A 24764-nucleotide genomic window follows, 5' to 3' on the forward strand; every position below is an offset into this window, starting at 1 on the left:
AGCATTCACTATGGAATTCACTGAAACCAGACGCCTGTATCAGCAACTGGCCGCCGAGCTTAAACAGCGTATCGAAAGCGGCCGATACCCGGTGGGCGATAAGCTGCCGGCCGAGCGCTACATTGCCGAAGAGATGAACGTCAGCCGTACCGTAGTGCGCGAAGCGATCATCATGCTGGAAGTGGAAGGCTACGTCGACGTACGCAAAGGCTCCGGGATCCACGTGATGTCCAACCAGCAAAAGCATCTGGTGGTGCCGGGCGACAGCATTGAGTTTGCCACCGCCGGGCCCTTCGAGCTGCTGCAGGCGCGCCAGCTGATTGAAAGCAACATCGCCGAATTCGCCGCGACCCAGGTTACCAAGCAGGACATCGTCCAACTGATGGAGATCCAGGAACAGGCGCGCAAGGAAGATCGCTTCCGCGACTCGCAGTGGGATTTGAAATTCCATGTGCAGGTGGCGCTGGCCACTCAGAACACCGCCATGGCTACCATCGTGGAAAAAATGTGGGTTCAGCGGGTGAATAATCCTTACTGGATCAAGCTGCATGAGCACATCGACAATCGTTCGATCGCCAGCTGGTGCGACGATCACGATCAGATCCTCAAGGCATTGATACGTAAAGATCCTTACGCCGCCAAGTTGGCCATGTGGCAGCACCTGGAAAACACCAAGCAAATGCTGTTCAACGCCACCAGCGACGATTTTGAATATAACGCCGACCGCTACCTGTTCGCCGATAACCCGGTAGTGCATCTCGATGGCCTAGCCGCCGAAAATAAATAGCCCAGGCGGTCAAAAATCGTCGGGTTATGTCAGGTATTGTAAAATCCGCTGAATCGATGCCTGAACGGCGATTTGCCGTGTAGTATTTCACCGCTGGCAACGTAGATTTCCCTGTTGCCAATCGTGCTATTTTGGTAAAGTTGAGCCACTTTTTTACCCTCTGCTACGGGGCGGGACGCGAATACATGCGCTGGTTGTTTGCCATGCTTATTGCTCTTTTTTGCTGGACCGGTTCGGTCTCCGGCCAAAAGCTATGCGCGGCACCTTCCAAAGCAACCCCTACGTCGCTGAGCAGTTTACCCTCGCTCTCCGATCCGCTGCTTTCCCCTTACGACCAGGTTTATCGGTCACCGGCAGAGCTGCAGCGAAAAAAACCGGGTAAATTGCCGTTGTTATTGCCGCGGCTGCATTCCTTCTCCGGCTCGCTGTCGACCTGCGCCCAACTGCCGCCGGTCTATACCCTGGCCGCAGAGCTGGGCCACCGCACCAAACTCCCGCGCCAGAACTCACCTGCGCTCAACCGGCTTGCCCAGGTCAACTGGACGCTGCACACCCCGCAGCAGCAAAACAGGCTAGGCGGCTGGAAAGAAAGTAATATGCTTTACCGTGGCACGCTGACTTACCACTCATGACCGGTGTCGCACCGACTAGAATCCACTAAAAAGCAACGCCGTTTCATCATTATCAGCAGCCAGCATCGCCCGCGCGTTTTCGGCCCACACCCGATCAGCCGCTGAGATAAAAACAAACAATGACGTTTTAGGAACACCGGATGGACATCATTAAAGAACTGTTACATGCCTTATGGCAGCAGGATTTTGAGACGCTGGCGAACCCTTCGCTGGTCTGGACCCTCTACGTGCTGCTGTTTATGATCCTGTTTTTGGAAAACGGTCTGCTGCCGGCCGCCTTTCTGCCTGGGGACAGCCTGCTGATCCTGGTCGGCGTCCTGATCGCCAAAGGCACCATGAATTTCCCGCTCACCATCCTGATCCTGACCGTCGCCGCCAGCCTGGGGTGCTGGGTCAGCTACATACAGGGCAAGTGGCTCGGCAATACCCGGACGGTACAGGGCTGGCTATCGCATCTGCCGGCTCACTATCATCAACGGGCACACCAGCTGTTCCACCGCCACGGGCTTTCCGCCCTGCTGGTCGGTCGTTTCCTGGCGTTTGTCCGCACCCTGCTGCCGACCATTGCCGGCCTGTCTGGCCTGAGCAATGCCCGCTTCCAGTTCTTTAACTGGATGAGCGGCCTGCTGTGGGTGGTGATCCTCACCTCGCTGGGCTTTGCGTTGGGCAAAACCCCAGTATTTCGCAAGTATGAAGATCAACTGATGTTCTGCTTGATGCTGTTACCGCTGGTGCTGCTGGTCGTCGGATTAGTCGGCTCGCTGATCGTCCTGTGGCGCAAGAAACGCGCCGACAGCCAGGATCAGGGGAAAGGGGCGTGATGATCAAGCGCCCGCGCTGGCAGTACGTGTTGCTGATTGCGCTCGCCTTGTTGGCGCTTGCCACGCTGTTGGTGCCCTGCATGGTGCGCACCGAGAGCGAACTGCGCATCCGTGCGGGTCAGCAAGGCCTTTCGCTGCCTGACGGTTTTTATGTTTATCAGCGGCTGGATCAGCGCGGTATTCGCATCAAGAGCATTACCCCGGAAGGCGACGGCCTGGTGATCCGCCTGGACTCGCCGGAACAGCAGTTGCTGGCGCGCGAGGCCTTGCAAACTATTCTGCCGCCGGGGTACATCATTGCCCTGAGCGAATCCCCAGTGCCCACTCACTGGGTGCGCGAATTTGCGCGATCTCCCCTTAATCTGGGATAATACCCTTTCATATGAAGGGGTTTCCTTTCATATCATCGCCCTGTTCAATTAACCATCACTCAACACTGAACCGGGGCGGATTCTTTGGGGTCTTCACGATTTATGGCTATGCTCAAGGTTAGCGTCAGTCAGCCACGTAAGACTCCTGTCGCACTGCCCCTGTCGGCAGTCAGGAAAGCGGATACGTGCCAACGCATCCCAATAACAAGGAATTGATAGCATGAAATTACGCCAATCTATGTTACTGGCTCTCCCATTCTTCGTCTTCCCGGCCCTGTCATTTGCGGCTGAGGGCGGCTGTGCCGCCAAAGCGCAAGAGATTCAAAAACAGATCGATTACGCCACCCAGCACGGCAATACTCACCGCGTCGCCGGGTTGAAAACGGCGCTGAGCGAAGTGCAGACAAATTGCACCGAAGCCGGTCTGCAGGCCGATCGCCAGAAAAAAATCGATGAGAAGCAAAGCAAGGTAGCCGAACGTCAGCAGGAGCTGAAAGAAGCTCAGCAGACCGGCAATCTGGACAAAGTGGCCAAGAAACAGAAAAAGCTGGCTGAAGCTCAAGCCGAGCTTAAGCAAGCCCAAGCGGAATAATTTTTTTACACTAGCGGATTTATCGCTGAGAGCCGCACCATGCGGGATTTTTACCGCATTTAAAATAGATGCTTAGTGATATCAGCTACCAATCGACCCTTTGCTCCGGCGAAAAAATCCGCTATGTTAAAAGTCTGTCTCAGTTAACGTTAAGGAATTATCACATGGCACATGATTCAAATGCAGAAAACTTACGCGCTGAACTTAAATCCTTAGCTGATACGCTGGAAGAAGTGTTGAACTCTTCCACCGATAAGCCAAAAGCCGAACTGGAAAAGCTACGCTCCAAAGCTGAAGGCGCTCTGAAGGATACCCGTGCTCGCCTGAGCGATGCTGGGGACAAACTGGCTTCTCAAACCAAACAGATCGCCGGCCAGGCGGACGAGTATGTTCGTGATAATCCGTGGACCGGTATCGGTATCGGCGCTGCCGTCGGTGTGGTGCTGGGCGTTCTGTTAGCGCGCCGCTAATTATGGCTGAACAACAACCGCAAGTTCGTGCACAGGGCCCCGCCAAGGGGGTCCTGGACGTCGGCCAGCGCATCATCACTATTCTGGTCGGTATGGTGGAAACCCGTGTCCGTCTGGCAGTGGTCGAGCTGGAAGAGGAGAAAGCCAACCTCATTCAGTTGCTGATCATGGCCGGCATGACGCTGTTGTTCACCGCGTTTGGCCTGATGAGCCTGTTGATCCTGATTTTCTGGGCCATCGATCCTATCTACCGTCTGATGGCGTTAGGGGCCACTACCGGGGTGCTGTTGTTCCTGGCGGTATTCGGTGCCATTTGGACACTGGTCAAGGCCCGCCGCTCCACGTTGCTGGGTGCCACGCGCAAACAGCTGGAAATCGACCGTTCCGAGCTGGAGGACGAAAAATGAATCGTCGCCGCTATCTGGAATGGAGAAAAGAGAAGCTCATCCGCAAGATCCAGCAGCAAAGGCTGGATCTTGCGGAAAACAAAACCTTGTGGCTGGAAAAGACCGAGCGCATTGACCGCGGATGGCAAACGATTTTCGGCCTGCGCAAATACCTGGTGATCGGTTCCAGCGTGATGGCCCTGTACGGTATTCGCCATCCGAGTAAGCTGATCCGCTGGTCGCGTCGCGCCTTCGGTGCTTTTGGCACTATCCGTTTGATCCAGAAAACCTTTTCCAACAAATAACCTTTCGCAGTTCCTTCAATTCTTCCGTTGTTAAGCCCGCCTTTTCACAGAAAATGCCCGTTTCTGTCGGTGAAGGCTGGGCAACATTCTGATTCCCCTCTCTTTGTTAGCAGGCTAAAGATTCAGTTTTTTTGAAAAAATACGACAGTTTTACTTGCTAACAAAGCGTGCGCTTCCCGATTAACATTCATTCCATCGACACGAAACGGGTAGGACAGGGTCAGATACCCGTCATACCGCCCATCGACATGAAAACGCCAAGACTGGCAAACAAAAATCACTTTGGAGTAAATGATGAAAAAATTAGAAGATACAGGTTTGCTGGTTGCGCGTATTTTGATGCCGATTCTGTTTATCGTGGCAGGCTACGGCAAAATGGGTGATGCCTATGCCGGAACCCAACAGTACATGCAATCGATGGGCGTGCCTGGCTTCTTGCTGCCACTGACCATCCTGCTGGAATTTGGCGGCGGTCTGGCAATTCTGTTCGGTTTCCTGACTCGCACCGTGGCGCTGTTCACCGCCGGTTTTACCGTGCTGACCGCGTTACTGTTCCATACTAACTTTGCTGAAGGCGTAAACCAGCTGATGTTCATGAAGAACCTGACCATCGCCGGTGGTTTCCTGGTACTGGGCATTGCCGGCCCGGGCGGTTTCAGCATCGACCGTCTTTTGAACAAAAAGTGGTAAGCTTTTAATACCGACACAGGGGTCCGGCATGCCGGACCCCTCTGCTTTTTCACTCGGACACGAAGGAGATTCCCATGGGACAACTCGTCGATGGCGTTTGGCAAGACATCTGGTATGACACCTCATCCACCGGAGGCCGTTTCAAGCGCTCAACCTCTCAGTTCCGCAACTGGGTGACCGCCGACGGTCAGCCGGGCGAACACGGCGTCGGAGGTTTTAAAGCGGAGAAAGATCGTTATCACCTGTACGTTTCACTTGCCTGCCCTTGGGCACATCGCACTCTGCTGATGCGTAAATTGAAAGGGCTGGAGCAGATCGTTCCTGTTTCTGTGGTACATCCGCTGATGCTGGAAAACGGCTGGACCTTCGGCACCGATTTCCCTGAAGCGACCGGCGACGACCTCTATCACTCAGATTTCCTCTACCAGCTTTACCTGCGCGCCGACCCGCACTACACCGGTCGTGTGACCGTACCGGTGCTGTGGGACAAGCAGCAGCAGACCATCGTCAGCAATGAATCCGCCGATATCATTCGCATGTTCAACAGCGCATTCGATGGCGTTGGCGCCCGCGCCGGCGATTATTATCCTGCAGAGTTACGCGGGGAAATTGATGAGCTGAACGGCTGGATTTACGACCTGGTGAACAACGGGGTGTATAAGGCCGGCTTTGCCACCAGCCAGGAAGCCTATGACGAGGCGGTACACGGGGTATTCGACGCGCTGGCGCGGCTGGAGCAAATTCTGGGACAACAGCGTTATCTGACGGGCGATCGCCTGACTGAGGCTGACCTGCGCCTGTGGACCACGTTGATACGCTTCGATCCGGTGTATGTCACCCACTTTAAGTGTGACAAACACCGCATCAGCGATTACCTCAACCTGTACGGCTTCCTGCGTGACATCTACCAGATGCCGGGCATGGCCGAAACGGTCAGTCTGCCGCACATCCGCAATCACTATTATCGCAGCCACGCCACCATCAATCCGCACGGCATCATTTCTATTGGGCCGGCGCAGGATCTCGATGAACCACACGGTCGCGACACGCGTTTCGGTTAACGCAAACTCCCCTTTGCCTGCGGCAAGGGGGAGCGCTTACTGACGCTCCAATTGGGTGAACAGCCTTGGGATCTCGCGCAGGAACCAGGCTTTCGCCTCCCCCATGCTGTCGCGCCGCCAGGCCATGATAATGTCAACTTCACGGCTGTATTCCGGCCCCACCACTCGCAAGCGCCCTTCTTCGATATCTTTCTCGACCATTGGGTAAGGCATGGTCGCCACGCCCAAACCGGCCAACAGCGCCAGGCGTTTGTCTTCAATGGTGCTCACCGTCAGACGCTGCTGCTTATCCAGTAATTGTACGGTCAATACCGGGCGTTCCCTGGCGGTATCCGCTACCGCAATACCACGGTATTTCACCCGCGTGGCCTCAGCCAGCGGCTCCGGCTCCAGATGGATCGGATGGTCTGGCGCGGCCACGTACATGCTCGTCACTTTGTACAATTTACGAGTGTTGATTTCTGACGAGGCACGAAAGTGCATGTCCGGGGCGATAACGATATCGGCGCGCCCCTGCTCCAACCGCTCCCAGGCCCCGGCCAGCACCTCAGTGAAGATAGACACCTGGGTATTGGCTTTCAGCGCCAGCTTATCGACCAGCGGAAACAGCTTGCTTGGCGGCGACAATGCCTCGCTGACGATAGTCAGATGCGTTTCCCAGCCGCGCGCCAGTGCCTCGGCGTCGGTGGTCAACTTATCCGCCGCCTCCAGCAGCACTCGTCCACGATCCAGCAGCATGCGGCCGACATTGGTGAATTTGGTTCGGTGGCCGGAGCGGTCGAACAGCACCACGTCCAATTCTTCTTCCAATTTTTGCATGGTGTAGCTGAGCGCCGAGGGTACGCGCCCCAGCTCATCGGCTGCCGCAGCAAAGCTGCCACGTCGGTCGATCGCATCCATAACCCTTAACGCCTCAAGCGTTAACGCCCGATCTCTGGCCATCGAATCTCTCTGTCAGGAAATTTGAATATGCCGACCAGATTAACTGGCTAACAATCCGGCGTCCAGATGCTTACCATTTAGATAATGAATTTAGAGAGCCAATTGCCATGATCACATGCAGAACAGCAAAACAATGCGGGCAAGCTGACTTTGGTTGGCTGCAGGCTCGCTACACCTTTTCTTTTGGACATTACTTCGATCCCAAGCTGATGGGTTACGCCTCTTTACGGGTGCTCAACCAGGAAGTCCTGGCGCCGGGCGCAGCCTTGCAGCCGCGTACTTATCCGAGCGTGGACATTCTGAATCTGATCCTGCAAGGCCAGGCGGAATACCGCGATAGCGAGGGCAACACGGTGAGCGCCAAGGCCGGCGAGGCTTTACTGCTGGCCACCCAGCCAGGGCTGAGTTACAGCGAACAGAACGCCAGCAACGACACGCCGCTGACCCGTCTGCAACTGTGGTTGGATGCCTGCCCAGATACCAATAACGAGCGTGTGCAACGCCTGGTACTGCCGACCAGCGGCCTGACGCTGCTGGCCTCGCCGGACGGTGCTCAGGGGAGCCTGCAACTGCGTCAGCAGGTGTGGATCCACCATCTGGATTTACAGGCCGGCGAGCAGCAGACGCTGGCGTTGAACGGGCCCCGTGCGTACCTGCAGTCGATTCACGGCACCATCGAAGCCCAAGGCAATCACCACGATGGCCAGAACCTGACGTGCGGTGACGGAGCGTTTATCCATGAAGAGAACCGTCTGACGATCCGCGCCAAAACGCCACTGCGCGCGTTGCTGATCGACCTGCCGGTCTGAGTCACATCCTGAAAGGAAAAAACCCCGCGTAACTTGCGTCACGCGGGGTTTTCTTTATAGAGGGAGCTGACCGGTAAGCCGGGTTCTGTCGTGGACAGTCATTCCTCTAGGCCAGCAATCGCTCACTGGCTCAAGCAGCCTACCCGGGTTCAGTACGGGCCGTACCATGTGAACCCCTATTTGGCCTTGCTCCGGGTGGAGTTTACCGTGCCACGAACTGTTGCCAGTCGCGCGGTGCGCTCTTACCGCACCCTTTCACCCTTACCTGATCCCGCTTGCGCGGGCCATCGGCGGTTTGCTCTCTGTTGCACTAGTCGTAGGCTTGCGCCTCCCAGGCGTTACCTGGCACCCTGCCCTATGGAGCCCGGACTTTCCTCCCCTCCACCTGTCTCCCCCGAAAGGGACGGCAGTGAAGCGGCGACTGTCTGGTCAACTCCGGCGCGGATAGTAGCGTTGCGCTCACGGCAGGTCAACCGCTTTACTGTTCTTGTTGCTCCAATGCGTGTTTATACAACGCATTTTTCTTCACGCCGTGGATCTCCGCCGCCAGCGCCGCCGCCTTTTTCAACGGCAACTCTTTTTGTAATAGCGCCAACGTCCGCAACGCCTCCAACGGCAGTGCATCTTCCTGCACTTTATGGCCTTCAACAATCAGCACCATCTCGCCACGACGACGTACTTCGTCTTCCTGCACCCAGGCCAACAATTCACCGACCGGCGCACCGGTAATGGACTCCCAGGTTTTGGTCAGCTCACGCGCCAGCACCACGTAACGCTGCGGCCCCCACACGGTCACCATGTCCTGCAAACTTTCCAGCAGGCGGTGGGTTGATTCGTAGAAAATCAGCGTGCGCGGTTCCTCTGCCAGCGCCATCAGCGTATCCTTACGCCCCTTGGTTTTCGCCGGCAGGAACCCTTCGTAACAGAAGCGGTCTGAAGCCAAACCGGCAGCGCACAGCGCGGTGGTTGCCGCACAGGCGCCCGGTAAGGGCACCACGCGGATACCGGCTTCGCGGCAGCGGCGCACCAGGTGGTATCCGGGATCGTTAATCAAAGGCGTACCGGCGTCGGAAACCAGCGCAATGCTCTGGCCTTCCTGCAATTTCGCCAGCAGTTGATCTGCCTTTTGCTGTTCGTTATGGTCATGCAACGCAAACAACCGCGCGCTAATCGCAAAGTGTTGCAACAGCAACCCGGTATGGCGCGTGTCCTCCGCCGCAATCAGATCAACGCTTTTCAGTACCTCTAACGCACGGTGGGTAATATCCCCTAAATTGCCGATTGGGGTGGGCACCACATACAGCGTTGATGCAGAAATGACTGATTGTTGGTGTTGATTCATTGTTTCATCCGGATTGCCGATTTAATATTAAGCATCTTGAAAAAAACATCACTGGATACAGTATGCTTTCCTCAACATTCGTTCGTACCAAAGCAGGGCGTTCAAAGCCTGTCCGACTTACCGCAGTTATCGCGGCAGCCCTTTTCCTTGCAGGCTGCCCGAGTCAGGCCCCGCAGACGCCGCCCGCTAACATACAGGACGAAGCGAGCGCCAGTTCCGATTACTATCTGCAGCAGCTGCAGCAAAGCAGCAATGATAACAAGGCTGACTGGCAATTACTTGCTATTCGCGCGTTACTGCGCGAAGGGAAACTGCCTCAGGCCAGTGAACAACTGAACCAGTTGCCGAAAAACCTCAGCAGCGTTCAACTGGTGGAGCGCCAGTTATTGAGCGCCGAGCTGCAGGTGGCGAACAAAAGCTATGTCGCGGCCCGCACTACGCTGAGCCATCTGGATACCGGATCGTTGTCGACCAACCAACGAGTGCGCTTCTACCAGGCGCAGATTGCTGCCAACCAGGGTAAACCTTCCCTGCCGCTGATCCGCGCTTATATCGAGCAAGAACCGCTGGTAACCGGCAAAGCGCATCAAACCAATCTGGACCAAACCTGGCTGTCCCTGCTGCAACTGACGTCGCAGGACATGAACAGTCTGGTGATCAACGCCAATGAGAATGTACTGCAGGGCTGGTTGGATCTGCTGCGCGTTTATCAGGACAACAAGCAGGATCCCGATCTGCTGAAGGCCGGTATTAAAGATTGGCAGAATCGCTACCCGCAGAACCCGGCGGCGAAAACCCTGCCCACTCAGTTGAACCAGGTGTTGAACTTTACCCAGGCTTCCACTTCAAAAATCGCGCTGCTGCTGCCGTTGAACGGCCAGGCAAAAGTGTTCGCCGATGCGATCCAAAAAGGGTTTGAAGCGGCGAAAAACGGCGTGACGCCTTCCGCTCCGGTGCAACAACAGCAGCAACAGCCTACCAGCGAGCCGGTGCAGGCTCCTGCTTCGACGGACCCTAATGCCAACGGCGCAGTCAGCACGTCGGCGCCGTCAGCAGATGCTGCCCCGGTAACGGCCGCTCAGCCTTCAGCCCCATCCACCGCGCCGATTACGCCGCCGCAGGCCGCTAACGCGCAGATTAAAGTGTATGATACCTCCAGCCAGCCACTGGCCGCGCTGCTGACGCAGGCCCAGCAGGATGGAGCCACCCTGGTGGTCGGCCCGCTGCTGAAAGAAAATGTCGATCAATTGGCCGGCAGCACCACCACCCTGAACGTCTTGGCGCTCAACCAGCCGGAAACGCCGAAAGACAATCCGAACATTTGCTACTTCGCGCTTTCACCGGAAGATGAAGCCCGCGATGCTGCCCGCCACATTTGGGAACAGCAGAAACGGCAACCGCTGCTGTTGATCCCGCGCGGCGCCTTCGGCGATCGCGTTGCCAAAGCCTTTAATCAGGAGTGGCAGAAACTGGGCGGCCAAACGGTGCTGCAGCAAAATATCGGCTCCGCCGGTGAACTGCGCCAAATGGTGAACAGCGGCGGCATTCGCATGTCGGGCACGCCAATCTCCACCGCACCGGCACCGCAGGCGGTCACCATTGCCGGGCTGACCATTCCTGCGCCACCTAGTGATACGCCAGCAGCCAGCGGCGGCAGCGTAGATTCGGTCTATATCGTCGCGACCCAGTCCCAGCTGACGTTGATTAAACCGATGATCGACATGGCCACCAACTCGCGCAGCAAGCCGGCGATGTACGCCAGTTCGCGCAGCTATCAGGCCGGTGCCGGTCCGGATTTCCGCCTGGAAATGGAAGGCCTGCAGTTCAGCGATATCCCGTTGCTGGCCGGTGCCAACCCGCAGCTGTTGCAGCAGGCAAGCAACCAGTTCCGCAACGACTACTCGCTGGTGCGCCTCTACGCCATGGGGATGGATGCCTGGACATTGTCCAACCACTTTGCTGAAATGCGCCAGTTGCCCGGCTTCCAGGTCTCCGGCACCACTGGCATGCTGACCGCCTCACCCGGTTGCGTCATCAACAGAAAACTGCCTTGGCTGCAATACCGCCAGGGCATGGTCGTCCCGGTCTCTTGAGTCAACGCGCCACAGGGGCGGGCTATGAATTACAGGCCCGCCACTATCTGGAACGCGCCGGGCTCACCTTCTTCGCCGCCAATGTTACGCTGCGCGGCGGTGAGCTCGACCTCATCATGCGCGATGGCCAAACCTGGGTGTTCGTTGAAGTACGCTACCGACGCAGCGATGCGTTTGGCGGTGCCGCCGCCAGCGTTACCTATCGCAAGCAACAGCGGTTGCTGCATACCGCCGCCGTTTGGCTGGCGGGGCGCGGAGCCAGTTTTGACACATCGTCTTGCCGTTTTGATGTTTTGGCCATTACCGGTAACCAGTTAGAATGGATACCCAATGCCTTCAATGCGGATTAAACGCGGTTTACCGGTGCAGACCGGCCCTTTGACTTAGTGGATTAATACAACGTGCTGGATAGAATTAAAGCCTGTTTTACCGAAAGCATCCAAACCCAGATTGCGGCGGCGGAAGCTTTGCCCGACGCCATCTCGCGTGCAGCAATGACGCTGGTTCAATCCTTACTCAACGGCAATAAAATTCTGTGCTGCGGTAACGGCACCTCGGCAGCCAATGCGCAGCATTTCGCCGCCAGCATGATCAACCGCTTTGAAACCGAGCGCCCAAGCCTGCCGGCCATTGCACTGAATGCCGATAACGTGGTGCTGACCGCGATCACCAACGATCGCCTGCACGATGAAGTCTATGCCAAACAGGTTCGCGCGCTCGGCCACGCCGGCGACGTGCTGCTGGCAATTTCCACCCGCGGCAACAGCCGTGATATTGTGAAAGCGGTCGAAGCCGCCGTGACGCGTGACATGACGATTGTCGCACTTACCGGTTACGACGGTGGGGAGCTGGCCGGCTTGCTTGGCCAACAGGATGTCGAGATCCGTATCCCTTCCCACCGCAGTGCACGCATTCAGGAAATGCATATGCTGACTGTAAATTGCCTATGCGACCTGATAGATAATACGTTGTTTCCCCACCAGGACGATTAAGGAACTGAGATGAAGCTAAAAGCCACATTTGCAGTGCTGTCCAGCGCCCTGCTGTTACAAGGTTGTATTGCTGGCGTTGTCGTTGGCAGCGCCGCCGTCGCCACTAAAACGGCCACCGACCCACGCAGCGTGGGGACTCAGGTAGACGATGGGACGCTGGAAGCCCGGGTTGAAAATGCCCTGAGCAAAGATCAGCAGTTGAAGAAAGAAGCCCGGGTGGTTGCAACCGCCTATCAGGGTAAAGTCCTGCTGACCGGCCAATCGCCAAGCACCGATCTGGCGGCCCGTGCCAAGCAGATTGCTATGGGTGTTGAAGGCACCACCGAAGTGTATAACGAGATCCGTCAGGGGACGCCGGTTAGCCTGAGCACCGCCTCTTCAGATACCTGGATCACCACCAAGGTCCGTTCACAACTGCTCACCAGCGATACGGTGAAGTCATCCAACGTGAAAGTGACCACTGAAAATGGCGAAGTGTTCTTGCTGGGCCTGGTCACGCAACAGGAAGGCCAGTCTGCGGCGCAGATCGCCAGCCAGGTGAGCGGCGTAAAACACGTCACCACCGCCTTTACCTTCGTGAAATGATCCTTCAGGCAAGGGGCCTTCCCCTTGCCGCTTTTCTGCACGCTCCCTGCTGTTTTACCCTGGTTTAATGAGTCGCGTTTAAAGTAACCTCTCACTTCATTACGGATAAAATTCAAATGGACAGAATTTTAATCGGTTTTCTCACTGCCGTTTCTTTATTCACCGCCGACGTTTCCGCCGCCAATCCCCCACAGGAAGTTCCCCGTGCCGAGCATGCCCCGGCTTCGATGGCCGATCAAACCGTTACCACTGAAGGCGCGATCACGGTCAACCAGGTAAAAATCAATTATCAGGCGCAAACCGGGGTGCTGGAATTGAGTAAAGACGACCCGGAAGATCCCGTGACCGGCATGTTCTATGTCGCGTATTTCAAAAAGAATGAGAATAAGAGCGAGAGCAGGCCGATTACCTTTATCTACAACGGCGGGCCCGGCTCTGCCTCGCTTTGGCTGCATATGGGAGCTCTGGGGCCTAAACGGGTTATCGCTACTCAGCCAGAAAAAACACAGCTGGCGCCTTACCAACTAACCGATAACCAATACAGCCTGCTCAACGTCAGCGATCTGGTGTTTATCGATGCCCCCGGGACGGGTTACAGCCGCTTTTCCAGCAGCGCCGCCAGCCAGCCGGAGAGAGCGCAGCAAAAATCACAGAGTGCCAGCAACGTTTATGGCGTCAACGGCGATGCTCAGGCCTTTTCTCAATTTATCGTTCAGTTTCTAACGCATTACCAACGCTGGAACTCACCTAAATATTTATTGGGTGAAAGCTACGGTACTACCCGCTCGGTGGTATTGGCCGAGACGCTAAAAAATCAGAATATCGATCTTAACGGCATTATCCTGATGTCGCAGTTTCTGAACTACGACAATAATGTCGACGATCCCAATCAAAACCCCGGCGTCGATCAGCCTTACTATCTGGCGCTACCAACCTACGCAGCCAGCGCATGGTACCACCAGCGGCTGCCGGGCAAACACCAGAGCCTGCAAACCTTGCTAGACCAGGCCGAGCAGTTTGCGCTGGGGACTTATGCCCAGGCATTGCTGCAAGGCGCCAATCTGCCTGAAAAAGATCGCCAAATGCTCGCCGAGCAGCTTTACCAATTTACCGGCATTCCGGCCGATTATTGGCTCAAGGCCAATCTGCGCCTGAGTGGGCCGGTTTTCGCCAAGCAACTGTTGAGCCGTCAGGACGAGACCATTGGCAGAATCGATACCCGCTATCGTGGACCGTCGCTGGATAATATCGCTGAAACGTCCAATTACGATCCCAACATCAGTGCAATTACTTCCGCCTACGTCGCGCAATTCCACGATTATCTTGGCAAAACGCTGCATTTTAGCGCCGATCAAAACTATCGCGTATTTTCCGATGAGACATATGACTGGAACATGTCCAGCAACAGCCGGGACAGATCATTTAACGTGTTGCCGAGCCTGTCACGGGTGATGAAAATGAACCCGGCAATGAGAGTGATGGTGATAGGCGGAGTTTACGACCTGGCCACTCCTTACTTCGTCGCCAAATATGAGATGAGCCACCTGCCCGTGTCGCCCAAATTACGCGACAATATCCGTTTCTATTGGTATGACACCGGGCATATGCCGTACGTGGATGAGCCATCGCTCAAAAAGATGCATGCGGATTTAAGTGCATTTATCAGCAATAAGCTCTGATGCGGACTAGCCGCTGAAGAGAGAGATACCTTGCCCGAAAGCAGGGTATCTCTTGGTTAATCCAACTTATTCTCTTTCAGGAAACCTTCCCCACCCAACTGACGCATCTGGCGCATGATCCACTGCTGTCGCTGTATGACATAGCCGGAAGGCGCATTGGCCTTGAAGCGATGCGGATTGGGCAGCACGGCTGCCAGCAACGCGGCCTCCGAGGCAGTCAGGCGCTTGGCCGGTTTATTGAAGTAGCGCCGTGATGCTTCCTCTACGCCGAACACGCCGTCACCGAACTCCACGATATTCAGGTATACCGTCAGGATCCGACGCTTGGTCCACACCAGTTCAATGCCGGAGGTCAAACCGGCCTCCAATCCTTTGCGCAACCAGCTGCGACCATCCCACAGAAACAGGTTCTTCGCAGTTTGTTGCGACAACGTGGAAGCACCGCGGATGCGCGTAGGTCGACGCTCATTGTGGCTGAACGCCTTTTCTATCGCCGCCACGTCAAAACCCCAGTGATCCGGGAACTTCTGATCTTCCGCCGCCATCACCGCCAGCGCCATCTGTGGGGAAATCTCATCCATCGACACCCAGTCGGAATGCGCCACATAGCCAAAATCGCCCCTCAGCCAGGCACCGATCTGTCGCTCTACCATCACCGCCGAAAAAGGCACCGGCAAAAAAGCGAAGGCCACGATGCCCAGCAGCCATACCCCGACCACCGCGATCGCGGCGCGTTTCAACCAAAACCATGGCCGGGATAGCATCGATTTGCCCACAGACTTTCTCATTCAGCCAAGTCCAGCACCCGTGAAACCAGCTTATCAATCCCGCGGGCAGCCTCACCGATTGATTTCGCCAACATATAGGCCGGCGTGGTCACCACTTTGTTCTCAATATCCACCACGATATCGTCAACCGGGCAAATGACCGGCTCACCGCCCATGGCATCAATCACTTCACCGAGGTCAGGATCGTTGCCAATGGTCAGCCGCACTTGTTGATCCAGCAGCTTTGGCAGCAGCGCCGGTGCAATGCACATAAAACCGATTGGTTTATTTGCCTTATGCATTTCTTGCGTTAGCTTCGCCAAATCTTTATCAATCCAGCATTCCGCCCCTTCGCTGGCAAAACTGCTGAGGTTCTTTGCCGCACCAAACCCGCCGGGGACGATCAGGGCGTCCAGTTGGTCGGCATCGGCCTGTGAAAGCGGCTGGATCTTGCCTCTCGCAATGCGTGCGGACTCCAGCAAAACATTGCGTACCTCCGGCATTTCATCGCCAGATAAGTGATTAATAACATGAAGTTGAGGTTTGTCAGGCGCAAAGCACACCGCCTGCGTGCCTGCCCGGTCCAACGCCAGCAGCGTCAGGACGGCCTCATGGATCTCCGTACCGTCATAAACCCCACAGCCGCTCAGCACTACGCCCACGTTTTTCATCACCCTTCCTCCTGTTGATACTGTCAACTGGTTAGTGCTCGGAGTAGACAAACACTAATCTACATCACACATTTTAATGAATCTTCTAACAAGAGCGCTTACATTTGGTATGTTGTTGGCTGTATGATGTTTAGGAATTCTCTACAACCTGCTCGACCAGAACACTAAATCCAATACGCAGGTTCACAATTTCCCTGGTGTTGGCGCAATATTCGCGCACCCCGGCCTAGGTCGGGGTCATTTTTTTTCAGCTTCCGCTACCCACGCTCGCAGTACCTGCACATCGTTACGCCACTCCTGCTTCAGCTCATCCACCCAGTCCTGCACGTTATCCCACCATGCCGGCAACGTCGGGGTTTGAATTTGTTGTGCCAGCTGTTGCAGATGGCGCAGCCCCACCGAACCCGCAGCGCCTTTAATCTTGTGCCCTTCTTCCGTGATGCCTTTCTGGTCGCGCGCGGTCATATTGGAATCCAGCACCGCCAGATAGCCCGGCATCATTTGCTCAAACATCTCCAGGCTCTGATGGATCAACTGCGGCCCCACCAGGTCCATGTACTGTTCCAGCATGGTGGTATCCAGTAAAGACTCATTAATTTGCATCGTCTTTTGCTCCATTTTCTTTGTGGTGTGAGAGGGTTGATGATCCCAGTAATGTTTAATCACCTTGGTCAGCGCCGGCACCGACAGCGGCTTGCTCAGCACGTCGTCCATCCCCGCGTCGAGATACTCTTTTTTGTCTTTCAGCACGTTGGCGGTCAATGCAACCAGCGGCGGCAACGCCTGCCCGGCATAGCGCTCTCGCAGCACCCGGGCGATATCCAGCCCGGTCATATCCGGCAATTGGATATCCAGCAACACCAGATCGAACTCGTCCGGATCAAACATCGCCAGCGCATCCTTGCCGTTCATCGCCACTTCGACGCTGTTGCCCAGCTTCTCCAGCACCGAACGCGCCACAATCACGTTCAGCTCGATATCTTCGACCAGCAGGATATGCAACGCCGGTAATGGCAAGGCCTCTTCCGCCTGCGTTTCACTTTCCGCTTCCTGCACCGCCGGCGCCTGGATGGTCAATGTGAAGCAAGAACCGTGCCCTTGCACGCTGTTGACGGTGATATCGCCGCCCATGCTCTGCGCCAGGCGCTTGGAAACCGCCAGCCCAATGCCGGTGCCGGTTGCCGGACGACCGCCGTGCTGGTCCTTGACCTGATAATACATGGCGAAGATCTTGTCCTGTTCATCCTGCGGAATGCCCATGCCGGAGTCTTCCACCTCAAACACCAGCCGATCCTGCTCCTCACGCCGCACGCGGACCACAATTTGCCCCTGCGGTGTGAATTTCACCGCATTACCGATCAGGTTCCATAGGATCTGCCGCAGGCGAGTACCATCGGTAATGATTTGCTGCGGCAGCGGTGGCTGCGGCTCCATCACAAACTGCAGGCCTTTCGGCTGAGCCAACAGGCCGGAGAGGTTTTCCAGGTCCGCCAGGAAGCCGGTGAAATCTACCGGTTGATTGTCGAGCTGCACCTTGCGCCGCTCAAGCTTGTCCATCTCGATAATGTCGTTGAAGATATTGCCCAGGGTAATGGCGCTGACATGGATGGTTTTGAGGTATTTCAGCTGTTCGTCGTTTAACTCGGTATCGAGCAGAATGCGGCTCAGCCCGACAATGCCGTTAAGCGGCGTACGAAGCTCGTGGCTGATCGTGGAGATGAAGGTGGTCTTGTCCCTGCTGGCGTTCTCCAACGCGTCCTGATAGCGCTTACGCTCGGTTATATCGCGGCCAAAGCCCATCAGCCCATGCCGTTTGCCAACGCGGTCGTAAAACGGCACTTTGCGCAGCTCAAAACAGGCCTTGCGCCCGTCCGGATAGACCAGCCACTGTTCATAGGTCAGCGAAACGTTGTGGCGGAACACTTTCTCATCGGTTTCTATCACCTTTTCGGCGATTTCCTGGCCGTAAACGTCGTACGGCGTCAGGCCAATCAGCTGTTTTTCGCTTTTGCCGGTCAGCAGCTCCATCGCCCGGTTACAGCCGGAGAATTCTTTGTCTTCGTTGCGGTAATACACCAGGTCCGGTGAGGCATCGAGGAAAGAACGCAACAGCGCCGACTGCTGGCCCAGTTCGATTTGCGCCAGTTCACGCTGTTCCATCTCTTCCGTCAGCTTGTCCATCACCTGCTGGCGCTCTTCTTCCGCCTTGATACGGTCGGCAATTTCCTGATTCAGCTGGCTGATGTTGTCTTTAAGCTGCTGGTTCAGCTCCAGGTCGCGGTGGCGCATTTCTTCCAGCTTATCCACCAGCCGCGCCAGGCGCTGGCGTGATTCTTCAAGCTGTTCGACCACCACCGACAGAAAGTAGACTGCCCAGGGCGTAATCAACAGGCCGAAGAAGATTGAGCGCACCACGTCGATGCTTTCCACTTCGCCGCGCAGCAGCATGGTCACCGCCATCTGCACCACCATCGCCAGCACCACCAGCGCCGACGCCAGCAGCAGCGAAAAGCGTACCAGCCCCAGTTTTACCATTAAATCAACGTAGTACTGGGCTAACACCCGGATTTGCTTCATAGCCGCTCCCATCAGACAGAATCGTCTAAATCATACCGTAAAACACCGAGGAGATAAGGAAGCAAACGCCGAAGTGTGGGAAAGATTGCAAATCAAAACAGCGATCAAGGGCGATATTGCTGCTTTTCATCCAATCGGCTGCCCTGCCCGCCATGGCGTTGCAAATAGCCGCCGACCGCCTGCATGCCGTTCCAGCGGTTTTCGCACCATAACGGTGCCAACAGCGTCGGCCGCCGCGCGCTGGCGGAAATACGGTGATACACCACCTCCTTCGGCGTATGGCGGATCATCTCCCCGGCGCTGGCGGCATAGGCCTCAAGCGGCAGTTCAGGCAGCCGGCCCGCCTGCCAGGCCCGCGCCAGCGTGCTGCCGGTCACGATATGCAGCGGATGCAGCTTGATGCCATCCACACCGCTGTCCACCACCCGTTGTAAGGTGGTCAAGTGGTCGGCTGCGGTTTCCCCGGGCAGCCCGACAATCAGATGGCTGCATACCTTCAGCCCGCGCTCGCGTGCCCGTTGGGCGGTGTGCTGATAACAGGAGAAATTATGGCCGCGGTTGATGCGCTTTAGCGTTTTATCGTGCGCCGTCTGCAACCCGAGCTCCAGCCACACTTCGTAGCCTTTTTCGCGGTAACTCGCCAGCAGATCCAGGGCGGCAGGTGGTACGCAGTCCGGCCGGGTTCCGACACAAATGCCGACCATATCTGCCTGCCCCAACGCCTGGCGATACATCTCCGCCAGCAGATTCACTTCTGCATAAGTACTGGTATAGGCCTGGAAATAGGCCAGGTAGCGCTTTGCGCGATTCACCCTGCCGGCCTGCAATGCCAACTGTTCGGCGATGCTTTGATGCTGCATCTGTTCATCGGCAAATGAAGCGACATTGCAGAAGGTACAGCCACCGCGCCCAAGCTGGCCGTCGCGGTTCGGGCAACTGAACCCGCCGTGCAACGTGAGTTTATGGATCTTTTCGCCGTATCGCCGCTGAAGGTCGGCACCAAACATATTGACTAATTGCGGCAACTGCATAATCTTGGGGGTCTCTGTGCTCAAAGCCCGTGATGCTAATAAAAAACGGCTTTTCCCGCGATGACAGAGATCAACGCTTTCTCCGCAAGGCTTCACCAAGCATAACTATTCACTATAAATGCAAATAAAATCATCCTGACCGAGATGAATTTTTCTTATTTCTACGCAACCGTTAACGCCAGTATGACATTGCGATGAAAAATAGTTGCAAACAACAAAAAAGAATAAGTTATTAGAATAAAACTCTGACATTCCTACCCGCACTAGCATGGTGCAGAGATTCAGGCGTTGCACTATAGTGAGACAGCTCACATTTCTTCGGGGGGCGACGCTCCTCTGCGCAAGCTCAAAAAACGCCAAAAAACAATGAATATCAAATAATTAAATGCAGTTATTTCATTAGAAAACCCCCTTAGGCCTATATTTGACCTGCGTATTCTTTCTCGCTAAGTTGGAAGTCCGCTGGAAGCTTTCTGGACGGGCAAACGTCTCGTCATATTTATGCAGTAATTTAAGACTCCCTCTTAAAACAAGTCATTTACCACTTGTGAGCACCATCACGAGAGGCCATTGACGGAGGGCGGAAAAGCAGATCGGCGATATTCAGCTTGCTGATTGGACTTCTGCCTGACGTTGAGAAGCCCGCTCGTGAGTCGGTTGTGAGAGTCACGCAGAGCCTGGGGAGGTTCACTGATATGTTGTACGATAAATCCCAAGAGCGGGACAACTGTGGTTTCGGCCTGATCGCCCACATAGAAGGCGAACCTAGCCATAAGGTCGTGCGTACCGCTATTCACGCACTGGCCCGCATGCAGCACCGTGGCGCAATCCTTGCTGACGGCAAGACTGGCGACGGTTGCGGCCTGTTATTACAAAAGCCCGACCGCTTTTTCCGCATGGTGGCGGAAGAGCGCAGCTGGCGCTTAGCCAAGAACTACGCCGTTGGCATGATGTTCCTCAGCCAGAACGAAGAGGAAGCCCGTGCCAGCCGCCGCATTGTAGAAGAAGAGCTGCAGAACGAAACGCTGTCGGTTGTTGGCTGGCGTGAAGTGCCGACCAACCCGGACGTTTTGGGTGAAATCGCCCTCTCCTCCCTGCCGCGTATTGAACAGATTTTCGTTAACGCCCCGGCCGGTTGGCGTCCACGCGATATGGAACGCCGCCTGTTTATCGCGCGTCGCCGTATCGAGAAGCGCGTCCAGGACGACAGCTTCTATGTTTGCAGCTTTTCGAATCTGGTGACGATCTATAAAGGCCTGTGCATGCCTGCGGATCTGCCCCGTTTCTATCTTGATTTGGCGGACCTGCGTCTGGAGTCGGCCATCTGCCTGTTCCACCAGCGTTTTTCCACCAATACCGTACCGCGCTGGCCGCTGGCGCAGCCGTTCCGCTATCTGGCGCACAACGGCGAAATCAACACCATCACCGGCAACCGCCAATGGGCCCGCGCCCGTACTTATAAATTCCAGACGCCGCTGATCCCGGATCTGCAAACGGCAGCGCCGTTCGTTAACGAAACCGGTTCCGACTCCAGCTCGCTGGATAACATGCTGGAGCTGTTGCTGGCTGGCGGTATGGATTTGATCCGCGCCATGCGCCTGCTGGTTCCGCCGGCCTGGCAGAACAACCCAGATATGGACACCGATCTGCGCGCCTTCTTCGATTTCAACTCGATGCACATGGAGCCGTGGGACGGCCCTGCGGGTATTGTGATGTCCGATGGCCGCTACGCCGCCTGTAACCTGGACCGTAACGGTCTGCGTCCGGCACGCTACGTCATCACCAAAGACAAGCTGATTACCTGTGCCTCTGAAGTCGGCATCTGGGATTACCAGCCGGATGAAGTGGTAGAGAAAGGCCGCGTGGGCCCTGGCGAGCTGATGGTGATCGATACCCGCAGCGGCAAGATCCTGCACTCTGCCGAAACCGACGACGATCTCAAAAGCCGCCACCCGTATAAGGAGTGGATGGAAAAGAACGTCAAGCGGCTGGTGCCGTTCGAAGACCTGCCGGCCGATCAGGTCGGCAGTCGTGAGCTCGACGACTCGCAGCTCGAGACTTACCAGAAACAGTTCGGCTACAGCAGCGAAGAACTGGATCAGGTGATCCGTGTGCTGGGCGAGATTGGCCAGGAAGCTACCGGCTCAATGGGTGACGATACCCCTTTTGCCGTGCTGTCCAGCCGCCCACGCATCATCTATGACTATTTCCGTCAGCAGTTCGCTCAGGTGACCAACCCGCCTATCGATCCGCTGCGCGAAGCGCACGTCATGTCGCTGGCCACCAGTATCGGCCGTGAAATGAACGTGTTTTGCGAGGCCGAAGGCCAGGCACACCGTTTAAGCTTTAAATCGCCGATCCTGCTGTACTCCGATTTCAAACAGCTCACTACGCTGGAAGGCGAATACTATCGGGCCGACACGCTCGATCTGACCTTTGATCCGGCGGAGCAGGATCTGGAACAGACCATCCGTTCGCTGTGCGACGAAGCGGAACGTAAAGTTCGCGACGGTGCCGTGCTGCTGGTGCTGTCAGACCGTGCCATCACCCCCCAACGCCTGCCGGTGCCTGCACCAATGGCCGTCGGTGCGATCCAGACCCGTCTGGTCGAGAAAAGCCTGCGCTGCGATGCCAACATCATTGTTGAAACCGCCAGTGCCCGCGATCCGCACCATTTCGCCGTACTGTTAGGCTTTGGTGCGACGGCGGTCTACCCTTACCTGGCTTACGAAACGCTGGCCAAGTTGGTAGATACCCAGGCAATCGACAAGAAATACCGTGAAGTGATGCTGAACTACCGTAACGGCATCAATAAAGGCTTGTACAAGATCATGTCCAAAATGGGCATATCTACTATCGCCTCTTACCGCTGCGCCAAACTGTTCGAGGCCGTCGGCCTGCACCGCGATCTGTCCGATTTGTGTTTCCAGGGCGTGGTCAGCCGCATCGGCGGTGCCAGCTTCAGCGACATCCAACAGGATCTGCAGAACCTGTCCAAGCGTGCGTGGTTGAAACGTAAACCGCTGGAACAGGGCGGCCTGCTGAAGTTCGTCCACGACGGCGAGTACCATGCGTACAACCCTGACGTGGTGAGCACGTTGCAAACGGCAGTGCACAGCGGCAAGTACAGCGACTATCAGACTTATGCCAAGCTGGTGAACGAGCGTCCGGTGGCCATGCTGCGCGACCTGTTGGCCATCACGCCGAAGGGCACGCCAATTCCGGTTGATCAGGTTGAACCTGCCGAGTCGCTGTTCAAACGTTTCGATACCGCGGCGATGTCCATCGGTGCCCTGAGCCCTGAAGCGCACGAGTCCTTGGCCATTGCCATGAACAGCCTCGGCGGTTTCTCCAACTCCGGCGAAGGTGGTGAAGATCCGGCCCGCTACGGCACCAATAAGGTGTCGCGCATCAAGCAGGTGGCATCCGGCCGTTTCGGCGTGACGCCGGCTTATCTGGTGAATGCCGATGTGATCCAAATTAAAGTGGCGCAAGGAGCCAAGCCGGGTGAAGGTGGCCAGTTGCCGGGGGATAAGGTCACCCCTTATATCGCCAAGCTGCGTTATTCGGTACCGGGCGTGACGCTGATCTCGCCGCCACCGCACCACGACATCTACTCGATTGAAGATCTGGCACAGCTGATCTTCGACCTGAAACAGGTCAACCCGAAGGCCATGATTTCGGTGAAGCTGGTTTCCGAACCGGGCGTGGGCACCATCGCGACCGGCGTGGCAAAAGCCTATGCGGATCTGATCACCATTGCCGGCTACGACGGCGGTACCGGCGCCAGCCCACTTTCTTCGGTGAAATATGCCGGCTGCCCGTGGGAATTGGGGTTGGTAGAAACCCAGCAAGCGCTGGTGGCCAACGGCCTGCGCCATAAAATCCGCCTGCAGGTGGACGGTGGCCTGAAAACCGGCGTGGATATCGTTAAAGCGGCAATTCTGGGTGCGGAAAGCTTCGGCTTCGGCACCGGTCCTATGGTGGCGCTGGGTTGTAAGTACCTGCGTATCTGCCACCTGAACAACTGCGCAACCGGCGTGGCAACTCAGGATGAAAAACTGCGCCGCGATCATTACCACGGCCTGCCGGAACGCGTGACCAATTACTTCCAGTTTATCGCGCGCGAAACCCGCGAGATCATGGCGCAATTAGGGGTCAGCCAACTGGTGGATCTGATTGGTCGTACCGATTTCCTTACCGAGCTGGACGGTATCTCCGCCAAGCAGAACAAGCTGGATCTGTCGCCGTTGCTGAAAACCGCCACGCCGCATCCGGGCAACGCGCTGCATTGCACCGAAAGCAGTAACCCACCGTTCGACCAAGGGTTGATGAACAAGGATCTGCTGGCGCAGGCGGAACCGCATATTGAAGCGAAAAGCAGCAAAACCTTCTACTTCGATATCCGCAACACCGACCGCTCTGTCGGCGCTACCCTGTCCGGAGCCATCGCTACCGTGCACGGCGACCAGGGCATGGCGGCCGATCCGATCAAGGCCTACTTCTCCGGTACCGCCGGCCAGAGCTTCGGCGTATGGAATGCGGGCGGCGTAGAACTGACCCTGACCGGCGACGCCAACGACTACGTCGGCAAAGGCATGGCCGGCGGCCGTATCGCCGTGCGTCCACCGATTGGCTCCGCGTTCCGCAGTCATGAAGCCAGCATCATCGGCAACACCTGCCTGTACGGCGCTACCGGCGGCAAGCTGTTCGCTGCGGGCCGTGCGGGTGAGCGCTTCGCCGTACGCAACTCCGGTGCCATCACCGTGGTAGAAGGCATCGGCGACAACGGTTGTGAATACATGACCGGCGGCATCGTCTGCGTGTTGGGCAAAACCGGCATCAACTTTGGTGCGGGCATGACCGGCGGCTTCGCCTACGTGTTGGATGAAGACGGCGAGTTCCGTAAACGTGTGAACCCAGAACTGGTGGAAGTGTTGGATGTCGACCAACTGGCAATTCATGAAGAGCACCTGCGCGGATTGATTACCGAGCACGTGCAGGCGACCGGTTCTTCGCGTGCGGAAGAGATCCTGGCCAACTGGCCGGAATGGGCACCGAAGTTTGCTCTGGTCAAGCCGAAGTCCAGTGATGTCAAAGCATTGTTGGGTCACCGTAGTCGTTCCGCAGCCGAGCTGCGGGTTCAGGCGCAGTAAGAGGT

General features: G+C 56.4%; 23 protein-coding genes and 1 other RNA gene. 17 read left to right on the plus strand and 7 right to left on the minus strand.

What is annotated here, in order from left to right; genetic code table 11:
• The first annotated feature begins 10 nt into the window (after positions 1-10).
• The 10 genes from exuR to H5P17_RS07570 all read left to right on the plus strand — a co-directional run bounded on the left by exuR (position 11) and on the right by H5P17_RS07570 (position 6115).
• Positions 11-787, plus strand: coding sequence for a transcriptional regulator ExuR (gene exuR, locus H5P17_RS07525; protein ID WP_182822163.1), 777 nt, complete (start codon positions 11-13; stop codon positions 785-787).
• A gap of 185 nt (positions 788-972) precedes the next feature.
• The gene (locus tag H5P17_RS07530; RefSeq protein WP_020831799.1) at positions 973-1419 is read left to right on the plus strand and encodes a hypothetical protein; all 447 of its coding nucleotides are present in this window, start codon (positions 973-975) and stop codon (positions 1417-1419) included.
• A gap of 140 nt (positions 1420-1559) precedes the next feature.
• Entirely contained in the window at positions 1560-2240 is a 681-nt protein-coding gene (locus H5P17_RS07535; protein ID WP_020831800.1) for a DedA family protein, read from the plus strand.
• Complete coding sequence (mzrA, locus tag H5P17_RS07540; RefSeq protein ID WP_020831802.1) at positions 2240-2611, plus strand: EnvZ/OmpR regulon moderator MzrA; 372 nt, start codon at positions 2240-2242, stop codon at positions 2609-2611. Before H5P17_RS07535 ends, mzrA begins: the two co-directional genes overlap by 1 nt.
• A gap of 220 nt (positions 2612-2831) precedes the next feature.
• The gene (locus H5P17_RS07545; protein WP_044553622.1) at positions 2832-3203 is read left to right on the plus strand and encodes a DUF1090 domain-containing protein; all 372 of its coding nucleotides are present in this window, start codon (positions 2832-2834) and stop codon (positions 3201-3203) included.
• Positions 3204-3367: 164 nt separating this feature from the next.
• The gene (locus tag H5P17_RS07550) at positions 3368-3673 is read left to right on the plus strand and encodes a YqjD family protein (protein ID WP_020831805.1); all 306 of its coding nucleotides are present in this window, start codon (positions 3368-3370) and stop codon (positions 3671-3673) included.
• Between the two features lie 2 nt (positions 3674-3675).
• Entirely contained in the window at positions 3676-4080 is a 405-nt protein-coding gene (locus H5P17_RS07555) for a phage holin family protein (RefSeq protein ID WP_044553624.1), read from the plus strand.
• Positions 4077-4364: a YqjK-like family protein gene (locus H5P17_RS07560; protein ID WP_044553626.1), complete on the plus strand. Its 288-nt coding sequence runs from the start codon at positions 4077-4079 to the stop codon at positions 4362-4364. Before H5P17_RS07555 ends, H5P17_RS07560 begins: the two co-directional genes overlap by 4 nt.
• Before the next feature lie 294 nt (positions 4365-4658).
• On the plus strand, positions 4659-5054 hold the full coding sequence (locus H5P17_RS07565; RefSeq protein WP_044553627.1) for a DoxX family protein: 396 nt from the start codon (positions 4659-4661) through the stop codon (positions 5052-5054).
• A 74-nt stretch (positions 5055-5128) separates the two neighbouring features.
• Positions 5129-6115: a glutathione S-transferase family protein gene (locus tag H5P17_RS07570; RefSeq protein WP_122080287.1), complete on the plus strand. Its 987-nt coding sequence runs from the start codon at positions 5129-5131 to the stop codon at positions 6113-6115.
• Positions 6116-6151: 36 nt separating this feature from the next.
• Here the strand turns inward: H5P17_RS07570 and H5P17_RS07575 are convergent, their stop codons facing one another.
• Positions 6152-7057, minus strand: a complete 906-nt coding sequence (locus H5P17_RS07575; protein ID WP_041414994.1) for a LysR family transcriptional regulator — start codon at positions 7055-7057, stop codon at positions 6152-6154.
• Between the two features lie 107 nt (positions 7058-7164).
• On the opposite strand from H5P17_RS07575, the gene H5P17_RS07580 reads away from it, so the two are divergent.
• The gene (locus H5P17_RS07580; RefSeq protein ID WP_044553631.1) at positions 7165-7866 is read left to right on the plus strand and encodes a pirin family protein; all 702 of its coding nucleotides are present in this window, start codon (positions 7165-7167) and stop codon (positions 7864-7866) included.
• A 58-nt stretch (positions 7867-7924) separates the two neighbouring features.
• Here the strand turns inward: H5P17_RS07580 and rnpB are convergent.
• Together rnpB and rsmI are read right to left on the minus strand one after the other, a co-directional pair.
• Positions 7925-8303, minus strand: an RNA gene (gene rnpB / locus H5P17_RS07585) — RNase P RNA component class A.
• Positions 8304-8344: 41 nt separating this feature from the next.
• On the minus strand, positions 8345-9208 hold the full coding sequence (gene rsmI / locus H5P17_RS07590; protein ID WP_044553632.1) for a 16S rRNA (cytidine(1402)-2'-O)-methyltransferase: 864 nt from the start codon (positions 9206-9208) through the stop codon (positions 8345-8347).
• 62 nt (positions 9209-9270) lie between these two features.
• Between rsmI and H5P17_RS07595 the strand changes: the two genes are divergently transcribed.
• From H5P17_RS07595 to H5P17_RS07615, 5 genes are all read left to right on the plus strand, one after another.
• Positions 9271-11301 carry a penicillin-binding protein activator gene (locus tag H5P17_RS07595; RefSeq protein ID WP_182822164.1) on the plus strand — a complete coding sequence of 677 codons (2031 nt, stop codon included), beginning with the start codon at positions 9271-9273 and terminating at the stop codon, positions 11299-11301.
• The gene (locus H5P17_RS07600) at positions 11298-11651 is read left to right on the plus strand and encodes a YraN family protein (RefSeq protein ID WP_156033860.1); all 354 of its coding nucleotides are present in this window, start codon (positions 11298-11300) and stop codon (positions 11649-11651) included. Before H5P17_RS07595 ends, H5P17_RS07600 begins: the two co-directional genes overlap by 4 nt.
• Before the next feature lie 51 nt (positions 11652-11702).
• Positions 11703-12293 carry a DnaA initiator-associating protein DiaA gene (gene diaA, locus H5P17_RS07605; protein WP_020831820.1) on the plus strand — a complete coding sequence of 197 codons (591 nt, stop codon included), beginning with the start codon at positions 11703-11705 and terminating at the stop codon, positions 12291-12293.
• A gap of 9 nt (positions 12294-12302) precedes the next feature.
• The gene (gene dolP, locus H5P17_RS07610) at positions 12303-12878 is read left to right on the plus strand and encodes a division/outer membrane stress-associated lipid-binding lipoprotein (RefSeq protein WP_020831822.1); all 576 of its coding nucleotides are present in this window, start codon (positions 12303-12305) and stop codon (positions 12876-12878) included.
• 116 nt (positions 12879-12994) lie between these two features.
• Entirely contained in the window at positions 12995-14557 is a 1563-nt protein-coding gene (locus tag H5P17_RS07615; protein ID WP_220496741.1) for a S10 family peptidase, read from the plus strand.
• A gap of 56 nt (positions 14558-14613) precedes the next feature.
• Here H5P17_RS07615 and mtgA read toward each other — a convergent pair whose 3' ends face one another.
• From mtgA to H5P17_RS07635, 4 genes are all read right to left on the minus strand, one after another.
• Positions 14614-15345 (minus strand): monofunctional biosynthetic peptidoglycan transglycosylase, encoded by a 732-nt coding sequence (mtgA, locus tag H5P17_RS07620; RefSeq protein ID WP_044553640.1) that lies wholly within the window; start codon positions 15343-15345, stop codon positions 14614-14616.
• Positions 15342-15995: an isoprenoid biosynthesis glyoxalase ElbB gene (gene elbB, locus H5P17_RS07625; protein ID WP_182822238.1), complete on the minus strand. Its 654-nt coding sequence runs from the start codon at positions 15993-15995 to the stop codon at positions 15342-15344. The genes mtgA and elbB overlap by 4 nt, the downstream gene beginning before the upstream one ends.
• Before the next feature lie 237 nt (positions 15996-16232).
• Complete coding sequence (gene arcB, locus H5P17_RS07630; RefSeq protein ID WP_182822165.1) at positions 16233-18572, minus strand: aerobic respiration two-component sensor histidine kinase ArcB; 2340 nt, start codon at positions 18570-18572, stop codon at positions 16233-16235.
• 104 nt (positions 18573-18676) lie between these two features.
• The gene (locus tag H5P17_RS07635) at positions 18677-19603 is read right to left on the minus strand and encodes a TIGR01212 family radical SAM protein (RefSeq protein ID WP_182822240.1); all 927 of its coding nucleotides are present in this window, start codon (positions 19601-19603) and stop codon (positions 18677-18679) included.
• Positions 19604-20298: 695 nt separating this feature from the next.
• Here H5P17_RS07635 and gltB point away from each other — a divergent pair.
• Complete coding sequence (gene gltB, locus H5P17_RS07640; protein ID WP_182822166.1) at positions 20299-24759, plus strand: glutamate synthase large subunit; 4461 nt, start codon at positions 20299-20301, stop codon at positions 24757-24759.
• Positions 24760-24764: the final 5 nt, after the last annotated feature.

The sequence above is a fragment of the Serratia sp. OS31 genome (genome assembly GCF_014164835.1).
GTDB classification, from domain to species: Bacteria; Pseudomonadota; Gammaproteobacteria; order Enterobacterales; family Enterobacteriaceae; genus Serratia; species Serratia liquefaciens_A.